17 protein-coding genes and 1 tRNA gene are annotated in these 13,847 nt (G+C 59.0%); all 18 read left to right on the forward strand.

Annotated features, from left to right (window positions below):
- Nucleotides 1-93: 93 nt before the first annotated feature.
- The 18 genes from AAEZ10_RS08750 to AAEZ10_RS08835 all read left to right on the forward strand — a co-directional run bounded on the left by AAEZ10_RS08750 (nt 94) and on the right by AAEZ10_RS08835 (nt 13,819).
- Nucleotides 94-564 (forward strand): Dps family protein, encoded by a 471-nt coding sequence (locus AAEZ10_RS08750; RefSeq protein ID WP_016773497.1) that lies wholly within the window; start codon nt 94-96, stop codon nt 562-564.
- 181 nt (nt 565-745) lie between these two features.
- Nucleotides 746-1,084: a ribbon-helix-helix domain-containing protein gene (locus AAEZ10_RS08755; protein ID WP_038861040.1), complete on the forward strand. Its 339-nt coding sequence runs from the start codon at nt 746-748 to the stop codon at nt 1,082-1,084.
- Between the two features lie 130 nt (nt 1,085-1,214).
- A complete protein-coding gene (locus AAEZ10_RS08760) occupies nt 1,215-1,436 on the forward strand; it encodes an FmdB family zinc ribbon protein (protein ID WP_016773499.1) in 222 nt (73 codons plus the stop codon).
- A gap of 98 nt (nt 1,437-1,534) precedes the next feature.
- Nucleotides 1,535-3,310, forward strand: a complete 1,776-nt coding sequence (gene aspS / locus AAEZ10_RS08765; RefSeq protein ID WP_039758189.1) for an aspartate--tRNA ligase — start codon at nt 1,535-1,537, stop codon at nt 3,308-3,310.
- A 119-nt stretch (nt 3,311-3,429) separates the two neighbouring features.
- On the forward strand, nt 3,430-4,176 hold the full coding sequence (locus AAEZ10_RS08770) for a YebC/PmpR family DNA-binding transcriptional regulator (protein ID WP_024014089.1): 747 nt from the start codon (nt 3,430-3,432) through the stop codon (nt 4,174-4,176).
- Nucleotides 4,177-4,333: 157 nt separating this feature from the next.
- Nucleotides 4,334-4,861 (forward strand): crossover junction endodeoxyribonuclease RuvC, encoded by a 528-nt coding sequence (gene ruvC, locus AAEZ10_RS08775; protein ID WP_016773501.1) that lies wholly within the window; start codon nt 4,334-4,336, stop codon nt 4,859-4,861.
- Between the two features lie 114 nt (nt 4,862-4,975).
- Complete coding sequence (gene ruvA, locus AAEZ10_RS08780; RefSeq protein ID WP_024014088.1) at nt 4,976-5,584, forward strand: Holliday junction branch migration protein RuvA; 609 nt, start codon at nt 4,976-4,978, stop codon at nt 5,582-5,584.
- On the forward strand, nt 5,585-6,646 hold the full coding sequence (gene ruvB / locus AAEZ10_RS08785; RefSeq protein WP_024014087.1) for a Holliday junction branch migration DNA helicase RuvB: 1,062 nt from the start codon (nt 5,585-5,587) through the stop codon (nt 6,644-6,646).
- Nucleotides 6,647-6,773: 127 nt separating this feature from the next.
- The gene (gene ybgC, locus AAEZ10_RS08790; RefSeq protein ID WP_041479792.1) at nt 6,774-7,241 is read left to right on the forward strand and encodes a tol-pal system-associated acyl-CoA thioesterase; all 468 of its coding nucleotides are present in this window, start codon (nt 6,774-6,776) and stop codon (nt 7,239-7,241) included.
- Entirely contained in the window at nt 7,231-7,926 is a 696-nt protein-coding gene (gene tolQ / locus AAEZ10_RS08795; RefSeq protein WP_008080223.1) for a protein TolQ, read from the forward strand. Before ybgC ends, tolQ begins: the two co-directional genes overlap by 11 nt.
- A gap of 23 nt (nt 7,927-7,949) precedes the next feature.
- Nucleotides 7,950-8,402, forward strand: coding sequence for a protein TolR (gene tolR / locus AAEZ10_RS08800; RefSeq protein WP_160767866.1), 453 nt, complete (start codon nt 7,950-7,952; stop codon nt 8,400-8,402).
- Nucleotides 8,402-9,478 (forward strand): cell envelope integrity protein TolA, encoded by a 1,077-nt coding sequence (tolA, locus tag AAEZ10_RS08805; RefSeq protein WP_016773505.1) that lies wholly within the window; start codon nt 8,402-8,404, stop codon nt 9,476-9,478. Before tolR ends, tolA begins: the two co-directional genes overlap by 1 nt.
- A gap of 17 nt (nt 9,479-9,495) precedes the next feature.
- Entirely contained in the window at nt 9,496-10,776 is a 1,281-nt protein-coding gene (tolB, locus tag AAEZ10_RS08810; RefSeq protein WP_016773506.1) for a Tol-Pal system beta propeller repeat protein TolB, read from the forward strand.
- 52 nt (nt 10,777-10,828) lie between these two features.
- A complete protein-coding gene (gene pal / locus AAEZ10_RS08815) occupies nt 10,829-11,326 on the forward strand; it encodes a peptidoglycan-associated lipoprotein Pal (RefSeq protein WP_003178634.1) in 498 nt (165 codons plus the stop codon).
- A 6-nt stretch (nt 11,327-11,332) separates the two neighbouring features.
- Nucleotides 11,333-12,172 (forward strand): tol-pal system protein YbgF, encoded by an 840-nt coding sequence (gene ybgF / locus AAEZ10_RS08820; protein WP_024014085.1) that lies wholly within the window; start codon nt 11,333-11,335, stop codon nt 12,170-12,172.
- Between the two features lie 167 nt (nt 12,173-12,339).
- On the forward strand, nt 12,340-12,987 hold the full coding sequence (gene queE, locus AAEZ10_RS08825) for a 7-carboxy-7-deazaguanine synthase QueE (RefSeq protein ID WP_041479789.1): 648 nt from the start codon (nt 12,340-12,342) through the stop codon (nt 12,985-12,987).
- A 1-nt stretch (nt 12,988) separates the two neighbouring features.
- The gene (queC, locus tag AAEZ10_RS08830; RefSeq protein ID WP_071173362.1) at nt 12,989-13,681 is read left to right on the forward strand and encodes a 7-cyano-7-deazaguanine synthase QueC; all 693 of its coding nucleotides are present in this window, start codon (nt 12,989-12,991) and stop codon (nt 13,679-13,681) included.
- A gap of 62 nt (nt 13,682-13,743) precedes the next feature.
- Nucleotides 13,744-13,819: transfer RNA gene (locus tag AAEZ10_RS08835), tRNA-Lys, on the forward strand.
- The last annotated feature ends 28 nt before the right edge of the window (nt 13,820-13,847 follow it).

A 13,847-nucleotide genomic window follows, 5' to 3' on the forward strand; every position in this document is an offset into this window, starting at 1 on the left:
CAGATCACGGATTGATAGCTGCGAGCGGGCGCTTGCCTTGCTAAAGTGGGGCTGAACCTGCTGGATGAATTCAATCACTGTTAGGGGGTAAGCATGGCAATTGATATCGGTATCAGTGAAGAAGACCGCAAATCCATCGTCGAAGGGCTGTCGCGACTGCTGTCGGACACCTATGTGCTGTATCTGAAAACCCATAACTTTCACTGGAACGTCACCGGCCCGATGTTCCGCACGCTGCACCTGATGTTCGAAGAGCAGTACAACGAGCTGGCGCTGGCCGTCGATTCGATCGCCGAGCGTATCCGTGCGTTGGGCTTCCCGGCGCCGGGTGCCTACGCGACCTACGCGCGTCTTTCTTCTATTAAAGAAGAAGTCGGTGTACCGAGCGCCGAAGACATGATCAAGCAATTGGTCGAAGGCCAGGAAGCGGTGACCCGTACCGCGCGCGGTATCTTCCCGCTGCTGGACAAGGTCAGCGACGAGCCGACCGCCGATCTGCTGACCCAGCGCATGCAAGTGCACGAGAAAACTGCGTGGATGCTGCGCGCGCTGCTCGAGGAATGACCCGGCCGCTGCGGACGGCGTGAGGTCGTCCGCATGCTCTCCAGACTCTTACCGTTGTCGTTGGCTTATCCTACGAGGCTGGTCAACAAGTCGTATGGCGCTAACTTTGTCACTGGGTTTTTATGAAGGCGCAGGATGTTGCCTTATAAATCAGCAGTCATGGCAAAGGAGTGTCAACGCTATGGTAGAAGGAGACAGGCGAAGCGACAGGATGTCGGCTTCGCGGCACGTAATTAAAGTCGACCCGTTTGTCAGCGAGTTCGACATGAATCTGATCCGGCCGTTGTCGCGATCGATTCGCCTCAACGGTTTTGCGACCTGCCTGCGCCTGGAGCAGGTCTACTGGAATATTCTCGGCGGCATGGCCGAGGACAATCATTGTTCGGTCAGCACACTGTTATCCCACGTCGATCGCGAGGTGCATCTGCGTTACGGCGGGGTGAAGAATTTCAGTGCGCTGGTACGGGTGGTTTGTGTCATGAACGGGATCAAAGATCTCGCACCCGCCGTTTCGCGCTGAAACGGCGGTTGCAACGAGGTTGGGGGCTGTGCAGCGTTACGGCTGCACAGCCCGCATTTAATCGATATAATCCCGCGCTTTCGCCGCAAAGCCCTGCGCGCGGCAGCAATCTGATCGCCGAGACACCTCCATGCCAATGTACGATTACCAATGTGCTTCCTGTGGTCATCAGTTGGAAGCCATTCAGAAGATCAGCGACGCACCGTTGGTCGATTGCCCTGCCTGCCAGGCGCCCGAACTGAAGAAGCAGCTGTCCATGCCGGGTTTTCGCCTCAGCGGCAACGGTTGGTACGAGACCGACTTCAAGACCGGAGCCAAGAAGAATCTGGCCGGTGGCGACAAAGCTGACTAGGGTTCCAACCCTGAACGAACGACACGCGTGAGTTTCCGCCTTGCTTGATCGCGGCGGGATCTCCACCGAATTTCGAATTACGAGAAGCGAACCACACCATGATGCGCAGCCACTATTGCGGCCAACTGAACGAAAGCCTGGAAGGCCAGGAAATTACCCTTTGCGGATGGGTTCACCGTCGCCGCGACCACGGCGGGGTGATTTTCCTCGATATCCGTGATCGTGATGGTCTGGCTCAGGTGGTGTTCGATCCGGATCGCGCCGAGAGCTTCGCCGCCGCCGACCGCGTGCGTAGCGAATACGTCGTGAAGATCACCGGCAAGGTGCGTCTGCGTCCGGCCGGCGCGACCAACGCCAACATGGCCTCGGGCATGATCGAAGTGCTCGGTTACGAACTGGAAGTGCTGAACGAGTCGGAAACCCCGCCGTTCCCGCTCAACGAGTTCTCCGACGTTGGCGAGGAAACCCGCCTGCGCTATCGCTTCCTCGATCTGCGTCGTCCGGAAATGGCCGAGAAGCTGCGTCTGCGTTCGCGCATGACCACCAGCATCCGTCGCTTCCTCGACGAGAACGGCTTCCTCGACGTCGAAACGCCGATCCTGACCCGGGCCACCCCGGAAGGCGCGCGTGACTATCTGGTGCCGAGCCGTACCCACGCCGGTTCGTTCTTCGCCCTGCCGCAATCGCCGCAACTGTTCAAGCAACTGCTGATGGTGGCCGGCTTCGACCGTTACTACCAGATCGCCAAGTGCTTCCGTGACGAAGACCTGCGTGCCGACCGTCAGCCGGAATTCACCCAGATCGACATCGAGACCAGCTTCCTCGATGAAAAAGAGATCATGGGCCTGACCGAGCAGATGATCCGCAACCTGTTCAAGGAAGTGCTGAACCTGGAGTTCGGCGAATTCCCGCACATGACCTTCGAAGAGGCCATGCGCCGCTACGGTTCGGACAAGCCGGACCTGCGTATTCCGCTGGAACTGGTCGACGTTGCCGACCAGCTCAAGGAAGTCGAATTCAAGGTGTTCAGCGGCCCGGCCAACGATCCGAAGTGCCGCATCGCCGCACTGCGTGTTCCAGGCGGGGCGAGCATGCCGCGCAAACAGATCGACGACTACACCAAGTTCGTCGGCATCTACGGTGCCAAGGGCCTGGCGTACATCAAGGTCAACGAGCGTGCTGCCGGTGTTGAAGGTCTGCAATCGCCGATCGTGAAGAACATCCCTGAAGACAAGCTCAACGTGATCCTTGATCGCGTTGGCGCAGTCGATGGCGATATCGTGTTCTTCGGTGCCGACAAGGCCAAGATCGTCAGCGAAGCCCTGGGCGCGCTGCGCATCAAGCTCGGTCACGACCTGAAGCTGCTGACCTGCGAGTGGGCGCCAATGTGGGTCGTCGACTTCCCGATGTTCGAAGAGAACGACGACGGCAGCTTCTCGGCGCTGCACCACCCGTTCACTGCACCGAAGTGCACCCCGCAGGAACTCGAAGCCAACCCGGCCGGCGCACTGTCCCGTGCGTACGACATGGTGTTGAACGGCACCGAGCTGGGCGGCGGTTCGATCCGTATCCACCGCAAGGAAATGCAGCAAGCGGTATTCCGCCTGCTGGGCATCAACGAAGCGGAACAGGAAGAGAAGTTCGGCTTCCTGCTCGACGCGCTGAAGTACGGTGCACCGCCGCACGGTGGTCTGGCCTTCGGTCTGGACCGTCTGGTGATGCTGATGACCGGCGCCCAGTCGATCCGTGAAGTGATCGCCTTCCCGAAAACCCAGAGTGCTGCCGACGTGATGACGCAGGCTCCGGGCGTAGTGGATGCCAAGGCATTGCGCGAGCTGCATATTCGCCTGCGCGAAACGCCAAAGGCTGAGTAAGACGGGCCTGAAGGCGCATCTTCGGATGCGCCTTTTTTCTTTCTCAGGTCGAATTTTTCAATTGCCGGCCGCTGCCTTGGCGGGGCGGGCAAGGTTTCAAAGAGCATTCGGAGCAAGTTATGGCAGGTCATTCCAAGTGGGCAAACATCAAGCACCGCAAAGAACGTCAGGATGCCAAGAGGGGCAAGATCTTCACCAAGTGGATCCGTGAACTGACCGTTGCGGCCCGTCAGGGTGGCGGTGATCCGGGTTCCAACCCGCGTCTGCGTCTGGCTCTGGACAAGGCGTTGAGCGCGAACATGAGCCGCGACATCATCGACCGTGCCGTCGCGCGCGGTGCCGGTGCTACTGAAGCGGACAACGTTGAAGAACTGACCTACGAAGGTTACGGTCCGGGCGGCGTGGCGGTGATGGTCGAGTGCATGACCGACAACCGCAACCGTACCGCCGCAGCCGTGCGTCATGCGTTCAGCAAGTGTGGCGGCAACCTCGGCACCGACGGTTCGGTGGCCTATCTGTTCGAGCGCAAGGGCCAGATCAGTTTCGCCCCGGGTGTCGATGAAGACGCACTGACCGAAGCGGCGCTGGAAGCCGATGCCGATGACGTGGTCACCCACGAAGATGGTTCGATCGACGTGTTTACCTCGTTCACCGGTTTCTATGCGGTGCGCAACGCGCTGGAAGCGGCCGGGTTCAAGGGCGATGATGCGGAAATCGTCATGCAGCCGACCACCAGCGCCGAGCTGGATCTGGAAGGGGCGGAGAAGGTGCTCAAGCTGATCGACATGCTTGAGGACCTGGATGACGTGCAGAACGTCTACTCCAACGCGGATATCCCGGAAGACGTCGCCGCTCAGCTTGGCTGATGTAAATAGAAAGGTTGCAGTTTTTTGCTGGCTCTACACTTCCTCTGTAGGAGCTGCCGAAGGCTGCGATCTTTTGATCTTTTAAAAACACAAAGATCGCAGCCTTCGGCAGCTCCTAAATGTACCCTCAGCTTTCGCATCATTTTCTGCAGGCTTTATGACTCTAATTCTTGGTATCGACCCCGGTTCGCGCATCACCGGTTACGGGATCGTTCGCGATACCGGGCGGGGTGGCTGCATCTATGTGGCCTCGGGCTGCATTCGCACCGGCTCCGGCGAGCTGCATGAGCGTCTGCAAATCGTCTATCGCGGCGTGCGCGAAATCATCAAGACCTACGGCCCGGTGACCATGGGTATTGAAAAAGTGTTCATGGCGAAAAACGCCGACTCGGCGCTGAAGCTCGGACAGGCACGGGGCGCTGCGATTGTTGCCGGCGCCGAAGAATGTCTGGAAATCGCCGAGTACACCGCCACGCAAGTCAAACAGGCCGTGGTCGGCACCGGTGCGGCCAATAAAGAACAGGTGCAGATGATGGTCATGCACATGCTCAAGTTGACCAGCAAGCCGCAGATCGACGCCTCCGACGCCCTCGCGATTGCCATTTGCCATGCGCATACGCGCTCAAGCCTGCTGCCGCACGGGCTGGGAACCGCACGCAGTCGTGGCGGGCGCCTGCGTCTCTGATAGCATCAGCATCAATTTTCCTGAAAGTGGCTTTGCGGTGCCTGTGTTGCCGGCGCGCAAGCCACCTTCAATCGTCGCCAGCCCACGGCTGGCCAGCGCTCAAGGATTCAAAACGTGATTGGACGCTTGCGCGGCACCCTGGCTGAGAAACAGCCGCCGCACCTGATTCTCGATGTCAATGGCCTCGGCTATGAGGTGGAAGTGCCGATGACCACGCTTTATCGGTTGCCGTCGGTCGGTGAACCGCTGACCCTGCACACCCATTTGGTCGTACGCGAAGATGCGCAATTGCTCTATGGTTTTGCCGGCAAGCGTGAGCGAGACTTTTTCCGCGAGCTGATCCGTCTCAACGGCGTCGGGCCGAAACTGGCGCTGGCGTTGATGTCGAGCCTGGAAGTCGATGAGCTGGTGCGCTGCGTGCAATCTCAGGACACTTCGGCGTTGACCAAGGTCCCGGGGGTTGGCAAGAAGACCGCCGAGCGTCTGCTGGTGGAATTGAAAGATCGCTTCAAGGCCTGGGAAACCTCGCCGGCGATGTTCGCGCTGGTGCCGAATCAGCCGGATGGCCCGGCGCCGGTCAACAGCGCCGAGACCGATGCGGTCAGCGCGTTGATCTCGTTGGGCTACAAGCCGCAGGAAGCGAGCAAGGCGATTTCCGCGATCAAAGACAAGAACCTGAGCAGCGAAGACCTGATCCGCCGCGCTCTGAAGGGAATGATTTAAGTGATTGAAGCTGATCGTCTGATCGCCGCCGCGCACAGCCCGCGCGAGCGCGAAGAAGTCCAGGATCGGGCCATCCGCCCGGTCAGTCTGGCCGACTACATTGGCCAGCCGACCGTGCGCGAGCAGATGGAGCTGTTCATCCAGGCTGCGCGTGGCCGCAGTGAATCCCTCGATCACACCCTGATCTTCGGCCCACCGGGGCTGGGCAAGACCACGCTGGCCAACATCATTGCCCAGGAAATGGGTGTGTCGATCAAGAGCACCTCCGGGCCAGTGCTGGAACGCCCGGGTGATCTGGCCGCGTTGCTGACCAATCTTGAGCCGCACGACGTGTTGTTCATCGACGAAATCCATCGTCTGTCGCCGATCGTTGAAGAAGTGCTGTACCCGGCGATGGAAGATTTCCAGCTCGACATCATGATTGGCGAGGGGCCGGCGGCGCGTTCGATCAAACTCGATCTGCCGCCATTCACGCTGGTCGGCGCCACCACCCGCGCCGGCATGCTGACCAATCCGCTGCGAGATCGCTTCGGTATCGTCCAGCGCCTGGAGTTCTACAGCACAGCGGATCTGGCAACCATCGTCAGTCGTTCGGCGGCGATTCTCGGTCTGCCGCTGGACCCGGAAGGTTCGTTCGAGATCGCCCGTCGCGCCCGTGGCACGCCGCGAATTGCCAACCGTCTGCTGCGGCGGGTGCGCGATTTCGCTGAAGTACGCGCCAAGGGACACATCACCAAAGCGGTGGCGGATCTGGCGCTGAACCTGCTGGACGTCGACGAACACGGTTTCGATCACCAGGACCGGCGCCTGCTGTTGACCATGATCGAGAAGTTCGACGGCGGTCCGGTTGGTATCGACAGTCTGGCGGCGGCGATCAGTGAAGAGCGCCACACCATTGAAGACGTGCTCGAACCGTATCTGATCCAGCAGGGCTATATCATGCGCACGCCTCGGGGCAGGGTAGTGACTCGGCATGCCTATTTGCATTTCGGTTTGAATGTTCCGTCACGCATGGGCGAGATGCCCGTGGCAGACGAGTTTCTCGACGCCGTCGACGATTGATACACATTTGTTGGTGATTTATTCAGGGTTTGTACTGTCAGACGACGGTACTTTTGCGTTAAAGCTTTGAAACCACGAAAAACAGTTGTCTGGCCGGATTGGCAACCTGAGGAGTAAGCACTAGAGTATGCGCGCGCAAAACGGGCTTGAGCCGTTCGCACATCGTTGTCGCGTTTATTACGAGGACACCGATGCGGGCGGCATCGTGTATTACGTTAATTACCTCAAGTTTATGGAACGGGCTCGAACCGAGCGGCTACGGGAACTGGGCTTTGCCCAATCTGTGCTTGCCGGAGAGGACCTGTTGTTCGTCGTGCATTCCAGCGAAGCGCGCTATCACGCGCCGGCGCGACTGGATGACGAACTGCTGGTAAGCGCTGATGTAATCGAATTGAACCGTGCCAGCCTGCGCTTCAAGCAGCAGGTCAGGCGGGCCACGGATAATGTACTGCTCTGCGAAGGGCAGTTTTTGGTGGCCTGCGTGCGCACCGACAGTTTGAAACCCCGGGCCCTTCCCGAAGACCTGCGTGCGGCCTTCGCCGACGCGGTCGGCCCGGGTACACACTCAAAGCAGGAGATAAAGCGTGGAAGCTAACGTCGTCGACCATTCCTCCATGTGGAGCCTGGTCAGCAATGCCAGCATCGTGGTGCAGTTGGTAATGTTGACCCTGGTGGCCGCATCGGTGACCTCATGGATCATGATCTTTCAGCGCAGCAACTTGCTGCGCGCCGGTCGACGCGCCCTGGAGAGCTTCGAAGAGCGCTTCTGGTCGGGTATCGACCTGTCCAAACTGTACCGTCAGGCTGGCAGCAACCCTGATCCGGATTCGGGCGTGGAGCAGATCTTCCGTGCCGGTTTCAAGGAGTTCTCCCGTCTGCGTCAGCAGCCAGGTGTCGATCCTGAAGCCGTGATGGAAGGTGTCGCTCGTGCGATGCGCGTGGCCATCTCGCGCGAAGAAGAGAAACTCGAGCAGAGCCTGCCGTTCCTCGCCACCGTCGGTTCGGTCAGCCCGTACATCGGTCTGTTCGGTACCGTGTGGGGGATCATGAACTCCTTCCGCGGTCTGGCCAGCGCTCAGCAAGCGACCCTCGCCACCGTTGCTCCGGGTATCGCCGAAGCCCTTATCGCCACCGCGATCGGCCTGTTCGCTGCGATCCCGGCGGTCATCGCTTACAACCGTTTTGCTGCGCGCAGCGAAACCTTGCTGGGCCGCTACTACACCTTCGCCGATGAATTCCAGGCGATCCTGCACCGCAAAGTGCACACCAGCGAAGAATAAGCAGGTATTTCCCGATGGCTTTAATCGCTCGAGCTCGCAAAAAGCGCAAGCCGGTCGCCGAGATGAACGTGGTGCCCTACATCGACGTGATGTTGGTGCTGCTGGTCATCTTCATGGTGACCGCGCCGATGCTCAATCAGGGCGTGAAAGTTGATCTGCCCAAGGTTTCCAGCGAAGCCTTGCCGCAGGACAACAACACCCAGGTCCTGACCATTTCGATCAAGGCTGACAAGACCTACTACTGGAACCTTGGCAGCGAAGTCGACACCGAGAAGCAACAGGACAGGGCCATGACCCTGCCACAGATGACTGACGCGGTGACCAAGATCATTCGCGCCGGCACCGAGGGCGGCAAACGCACCCAGGTGTTCATTCGTGGTGACAAGACTGTCGACTACGGCGCCGTCATGGGCGCCATGGGCGGGTTGCAGAAAGCCGGGGTCGGTAACGTTGGTCTGATTACCGAGGCCCCCTGATGCAGCAACAGCGAGAGCCGTCCGCCTCGGAAAGCTACTTCTGGCCTAGTGTTCTGGCAATCGTCCTGCACGTGCTGGTGTTCGGCATGCTGTTCGTCAGTTTTGCCTTCACGCCCGAACTGCCGCCGGCCAAGCCGATCGTCCAGGCGACTCTGTACCAGCTGAAATCGAAAAGTCAGGCGACCACCCAGACCAATCAGAAGATTGCGGGTGAGGCGAAGAAATCCGCCGCGCGCCAGACCGAAGTCGAACAGATGGAACAGAAAAAGATCGAGCAGGAAGCGGTGAAGGCGGCGGAACAAAAGAAAGAGGAAGCGGCTCAAAAGGCCGAGGAAGCCAAGAAGGCCGACGAGGCGAAAAAAGCCGACGAGGCGAAAAAGGCTGATGAAGCCAAGAAAGCCGACGACGCGAAGAAAGCCGAAGCGAAAAAGGCCGAAGAGAAACAATTGGCTGATATAGCCAAGAAGAAGGCCGAAGACGAAGCGAAGAAGGCTGCTGAGGAGGAGGCGAAGAAAGCCGCTGCCGAAGAAGCCAAGAAGAAGATCGTCGAAGACGCGAAGAAGAAAGCCGCCGAAGACGCCAAGAAGAAAGCTGAAGCTGAAGAGGCGAAGAAGAAAGTCGCCGAAGACGCGAAGAAGAAAGCTGCTGCCGATGCTGCGAAGAAGAAAGCGCAGGAAGCGGCACGCAAATCCGCCGAAGACAAAAAGGCCCAGGCCCTGGCAGATCTGCTTTCCGACACGCCGCAGCGTCAGCAGGCCCTGGCCGATGAGCAGGGTGACGAGGTTGCCGGCAGTTTCGATGACCTGATTCGCGCTCGCGCAGCAGAAGGCTGGGCTCGTCCTCCTTCGGCGCGCAAAGGCATGACGGTCGTGCTGCAAATCGGCATGTTGCCGGACGGCACGGTGACTTCGGTCAGCGTGGCCAAGTCCAGTGGTGACGGTCCGTTCGATGCTTCGGCAGTCGCGGCAGTGAAGAATATTGGACGTTTGACAGAAATGCAGGGAATGAAGCCGAGCGATTTCGCTCCGTATCGTTCATTCAAGATGACATTCACACCTGAGGATCTAGCCTTGTGAGAAACCTTCTTCGAGGAATGCTGGTCGTGATCTGCTGCATGGCAGGGATCGCGGCGGCAGATGAAAAGAACATTCTGGTCACCAGCGGCAGCGACCGGGCTACTCCGATCGCCGTCGTACCGTTCGGCATGCAGGGCGGCGCCGTGCTGCCGGATGACATGGCTGAAATCATTGGCAACGATTTGCGCAACTCGGGCTATTACTCGCCGATTCCGAAAGCCAACATGATCAGCCAGCCAAGCCAGCCGAGCGAAATCATCTTCCGTGACTGGAAGGCGGTGGGTGCTCAGTACATGATGGTCGGCAGCATCGCTCCAGCGGGCGGTCGCCTGCAGGTGCAGTGGGCGCTGTTCAACGTCGCCACCGAGCAGAAAGTGGCGGACGGCAGTGTTTCCGGTACGACCGACCAGATCCGTGACATGGCGCACTTCATCTCCGATCAGTCTTTCCAGAAGCTGACCGGCATTGAAGGTGCCTTCTCGACGCGCCTGCTGTACGTGACGGCCGAGCGTTTTTCCGAGAAGAACACCCGTTACACCCTGCAACGCTCCGACTATGACGGTGCCCGCGCAGTGACTCTGCTGCAATCGCGCGAGCCGATTCTGTCGCCGCGTTTTGCACCGGACGGCAAGCGTATCGCCTACGTGTCGTTCGAGCAGAAGCGTCCGCGTATCTTCATGCAGAACATCGACACCGGTCGCCGTGAGCAGATCACCAACTTCGAAGGCCTCAACGGCGCGCCAGCCTGGTCGCCGGATGGCAATCGCCTCGCGTTCGTTCTGTCGAAAGACGGTAACCCGGACATCTACGTAATGAACCTCGGTTCGCGTCAGATCAGCCGCGTAACCAATGGCCAGGGCATCAATACCGAACCGTTCTGGGGCAAGGATGGCTCGACCATCTATTTCACCTCGGACCGTGGCGGCAAGCCGCAAATCTATAAAACCAGCGTCGGTGGCGGTGGTGCCGAGCGTGTGACGTTCGTGGGCAACTACAACGCCAACCCGAAACTTTCGGCTGATGAAAAGACTTTGGTGATGATTCATCGTCAGGATGGCTTCACCAATTTCAAGGTGGCAGCTCAGGATCTGCAGCGGGGTAGTGTAAAGATCCTCACTGATAGCACTCTGGACGAGTCACCTACTGTTGCGCCCAACGGCACCATGGTAATCTACGCCACCCGCCAACAGGGCCGGGGAGTCTTGATGCTCGTGTCCATTAATGGACGCGTGAGGCTCCCGCTTCCTACCGCTCAAGGCGAAGTCAGAGAACCGTCCTGGTCCCCTTACCTGAAGTGAGCGGGCGCTACACGTTTTACTTAACACACTGGGGTTCATTAGGAGTTTCACGATGGAAATGCTGAAGTTTGGTAAATTTGCTGCGCTGGCTCTGGCCATGGCTGTAGCTGTAGGTTGCTCGTCCAAAGGCGGCGACAACGCCGGTGAAGGCGCTGTTGATCCAAACGCTGGTTACGGCGCAAACACTGGTGCCGTTGACGGTTCCCTGAGCGAAGAAGCTGCTCTGCGCGCAATCACCACCTTCTACTTCGAATACGACAGCTCGGACCTGAAGCCAGAAGCCATGCGCGCTCTGGACGTTCACGCCAAAGACCTGAAAGCAAACGGCGCTCGCGTTGTTCTGGAAGGCAACACCGACGAACGTGGTACTCGTGAGTACAACATGGCACTGGGCGAGCGTCGTGCGAAAGCCGTTCAGCGCTACCTGGTACTGCAAGGTGTTTCCCCAGCTCAGCTGGAACTGGTTTCCTACGGCGAAGAGCGTCCAGTTGCTACCGGCAACGACGAGCAGTCCTGGGCCCAGAACCGTCGCGTCGAACTGCGTAAGTAATTCGATATGCGAACGTGCCGTCGTGCTGTAACTGTTCTGGCTCTCAGCCTCGCGCCGCTTGCGGCGTGGGCTGCGGTTCCTGTGGTCGATGACAACTCCGGTTATAACAATAGCGGGAGCAGTTATCCGCCTGCGGGTTACGGTACGAACGGCGCCTATGCCGGGGGAGCGGCTTCGGCCCCTGCCTCGGCACAAGGCATGCTGTTCAACCAATTGCAACAGATGCAGGATCAGATCTCGCGCCAACAGGGCGTGATCGAAGAACTGCAGAATCAGGTTTCGCGCATGAAGCAGGAATCCCTGGAGCGATACCAGGATCTTGATCGGCGCATAGGATCCGGCGTTGCACCAGCCGCGACTCCCGAGAATTCTTCTGCCGGTGGCGATGCAAGTGCTGCTGCCGGTGCTGCCGCAGGCGCGGGTGCTGCTGCGGCAGCCCAGGCACCTGCCGCGGGTAGCGAACCGGCTGATCCGGCCAAGGAAAAGCTGTATTACGATGCCGCTTTCGACCTGATCAAAGCCAAGGATTTCGACAAAGCCAGCCAGGCCTTCGCCGCTTTCCTGCGCAAATACCCCAACAGCCAGTACGCGGGCAACGCCCAGTACTGGTTGGGCGAAGTGAACCTGGCCAAGGGTGATCTGCAAGGTGCAGGTCAGGCCTTTGCCAAGGTTTCGCAGCTGTATCCCAAGCACAACAAAGTGCCGGACTCGCTGTACAAGCTGGCTGACGTAGAGCGCCGCCTCGGTCACACCGACAAGGTCAAAGGCATTCTGCAGCAGGTGGTGTCCCAATATCCGGGCACTTCCGCCGCGCAGCTGGCCCAGCGTGATTTGCAGCGCATGTAAGCCTGTTCATCCGTGTTTTGAAGAAACCCGCGCTTGTCGCGGGTTTTTTCGTTAGAATTCACGCCCTTTTTCTGAAACACGCTTCTTGTGGTCTACGCGTTGGCGGGATTGCCTGAAGTGCCTGACGGAGGCGGACAGCCTGTTTAGCTGTTACGCCCGTGGCGACTATGCAAGACACATTGAGAATCACCGAAGTTTTCTACTCGTTGCAGGGGGAAACTCGGACTGCCGGGCTGCCCACGGTTTTCGTGCGCCTGACCGGTTGCCCGTTGCGTTGCCAGTACTGCGATAGCGCTTACGCGTTCAGCGGCGGCACCGTCCGTACCCTCGACGACATCCTTGAGCAAGTGGCCGGATATCGTCCGCGCTACGTTTGTGTCACCGGCGGTGAGCCGTTGGCTCAGCCGAACGCCATTCCTTTGCTTGAGCGGTTGTGTGATGCCGGTTACGAGGTCTCGCTGGAAACCAGCGGCGCCCTCGACGTATCCGCTGTCGATCCGCGTGTCAGTCGCGTCGTCGATCTGAAAACGCCGGGCTCGAAAGAAGCCCATCGCAACCGTTACGAGAACATCGAACTGCTGACCCGCAACGATCAGGTGAAGTTTGTCATCTGCTCGCGGGAAGACTATGACTGGGCGGTATCGAAGCTGATCCAGTACGGGCTTGATCGACGTGCGGGTGAAGTGCTTTTCTCCCCAAGTCATCATGACCTCAATGCCAGGGATCTGGCGGATTGGGTGGTGGCAGACAACCTGCCAGTGCGGCTGCAACTGCAGTTGCATAAATATCTATGGAATGATGAGCCGGGGCGCTGAGATGATTGAACAACTGAACACTACCGAAAAACGTGCCGTTATCCTGCTTTCGGGCGGCCTCGACTCGGCCACCGTCGTGGCGATGGCACGCGCCGAAGGCTACGCCTGCTACACCATGAGCTTCGATTACGGCCAGCGCTCGCATGCCGAATTGCACGCCGCCGCCCGCGTTGCTCGCGACCTGGGTGTGGTCGAGCACAAGGTCATCGGACTGAACCTCAATGGCATGGGCGGCTCGGCGCTGACCGACACCAGCATCGACATTCCGGAAGAGCTGGGCGAAGGCATTCCGGTGACTTACGTGCCGGCGCGCAACACGGTTTTCCTGTCGTTGGCATTGGGTTGGGCCGAAGTGCTCGGCGCCCGCGACATCTTCATCGGCGTCAATGCAGTGGATTATTCCGGCTACCCGGACTGCCGTCCCGAGTTCATCGAGTCGTTCGAGCGCATGGCCAATCTGGCGACCAAGGCTGGCGTAGAAGGCAATGGCTTCCGCATCCAGGCGCCGCTGCAGAACCTGAGCAAAGCACAGATCGTCCAGGCCGGCGTGAAGCTGGGCGTGGATTATGGCCTGACGGTTTCCTGCTATCAGGCAGACGATGACGGCCGCGCCTGCGGCAAATGCGACAGCTGCCGCCTGCGCGCAGAAGGCTTCGCGGCAGCTGGTGTGGACGATCCAACCCCTTATTTTTGATTTTTTCAAAAAAGGTGTTGAATAGTCCTTAAAAATCAGTATTATACGCGCCACCACACAGCGGGTCGTTAGCTCAGTTGGTAGAGCAGTTGGCTTTTAACCAATTGGTCGTAGGTTCGAATCCCACACGACCCACCATATTTGGCGGTTTAGAAAATCCGGAAGG

This window comes from Pseudomonas sp. H26/SER47-MNA-CIBAN-0231 (assembly GCF_040310465.1).
In the GTDB taxonomy this organism is placed as follows: Bacteria; Pseudomonadota; Gammaproteobacteria; order Pseudomonadales; family Pseudomonadaceae; genus Aquipseudomonas; species Aquipseudomonas atacamensis.